The following is a 1837-nucleotide window of genomic DNA, read 5'->3' on the forward strand; positions in this document are numbered from 1 at the left end:
ACTCCGGCATCGGCCTGCACACCCCGGCATCAGTGCACTTCGGCACTGCCGACCAGGTCCGCCTCCAGCGAGCCGAGGTCCTCAACGCCGCCTACGCGGCCAACCCCAACCGCTTCCCACGGCAGCCGGACCTCGACCGGCCCTACATCGGTGAGCACGGTCTTGGCCCGGCTGCCGTTACGAGTGTTCCCGCTGCCCCGACCCGCCGGATCGTGCTTGTCATAGCCGACGTGGTCGGTGATCTCACCGTCCAACGCCGACTCCAGCACACGCTTGGTCAGCTGCTGCAGCAGCCCACCCTCGCCGGTCAACCGCAGCCCGTCACCACGAGCCCGATCGACCAGCATCGCGATCAACTGCTCATCCGTGACCGCACCCACCGGCCCAGCGGCCGGCTGTCCCACGGTGGTCTCGGTCGTCATCTGGCGTCTCTCCCTTGATCGGTCGATCAGCCGTTATTTGTACAGTCCCGAACCGCTCGGAAACATGAACGGTTTGGTGGGGGTTAACGTGTCTGAGGATCTGAACACGCGTATCCCGCATACCTGCCGGAAGCAGGTATGCATGCGTTGGAGAGTAGGTGGCGGCAGCCAGTCGGTCAACGACGGCACGCGACGAGCTCTGACCGTCACCCGTCCACACCCGCGGTCTGGGCGACTATCGAGGTCGTGGATCTACAGAGCGTTTGGGCTGCAGACGGTGGGTCGACCGAGGCGAGAGTTACCAGGCGTTTCCAACCGTTACCAGTCACCGAGCTCGAGGTCGCGGACGTTCACACCTCACCGCTCGCCCGCTCACTGGCGTTGGCTCTCGGTAGGGAACGAACAACGAGGACTGGTTGCTCACTGCCCAAGGATTGGGCACGTCCAGGACGAACAGTTGGGACCCTGGTTGTTCCCTCGCAGTTGGCGGCGATCACCAGGGAACACGAGCGGAGAACAAGTGCCCGGGACTCCGAGCCTCGCGGCCGTCGCTGGCAGCACGCGAGTGGCATCTGATCGAGCACCGCAGGCAGTCGGAGGAACGGCCCGAACCTGGGGCACGCGTTTAGAAGTCGACCCCGCCGTGCTCGGCGTGGACGACTTCGCCCTCCGTCGAGGCCGCGACTACGCGCCGTGCGGCAAACATGGGCGCCGGGATTGGGTGCAATCCGTGATGCCTCATGCTGCGCGCGGGGTCTATGGATCAATCAGCACCTCTCCTGAAGCGTTGGCAGTAGTGTCAATGTGCTCGGCCACGCCCGGGCATCGTCATACCAGGAGCGTGGGACACTTCGCGCAACCGCGTGCGCTTTGGTCAGCTTTACCTCATATGTCCATAACGACGAACATCGTCACGCCTAGGGCTGATGACCGGAACCAGTTCGGTCTCGCGCACGACGGCCCGGATAGGCGCCGCCGACCTGGACGCTCTCCTCGACAGTTCCGCCGCCGACCCGCCGTTTCAGCAGCTCACATGACGGTCTCGTTCACGTCCGTCGATCAGAGAGCACCCAGGTGCCGATCTGGCGGTCCGGCCCCCGACCACGTTGGTGGTTGAGTGGCCCGCAACGTCGGCGGTACCTCGCCGGAGCGTCCTGCGTCTTCAACCCTCTTGGTCATCGCTGGCGGTCATGACCCGTACGCGCGGCCAGCAGCGGCAGCCGATGGGTGTGGTTGGCCGGTCATGGCGGCCAGTGCGGTGGCGACGGCTTGTAGGTCGGCTTTGATGTATGAGGTTCCCCCGATAGCGTGGAGGCCTGACCTAAGGGGATAGATGGTCATGGCTGAGACGAGGAGACGGTTCGACCGGGCGTTCCGCGAGGGCGCCGTTCGGATCGTGCGGGAGACGGGCAAGC

The 1837-nt window shown here is 65.1% G+C and carries 1 pseudogene; it reads right to left on the reverse strand.

Annotated features, from left to right (window positions below):
- Positions 1 to 74: 74 nt before the first annotated feature.
- Positions 75 to 422 (reverse strand): annotated as a pseudogene (locus tag ABNF97_RS33815) (transposase); the annotation flags it as partial.
- Positions 423 to 1837: the final 1415 nt, after the last annotated feature.

Source organism: Plantactinospora sp. B6F1 (assembly GCF_040120695.1).
Lineage (GTDB): Bacteria > Actinomycetota > Actinomycetes > Mycobacteriales > Micromonosporaceae > Plantactinospora.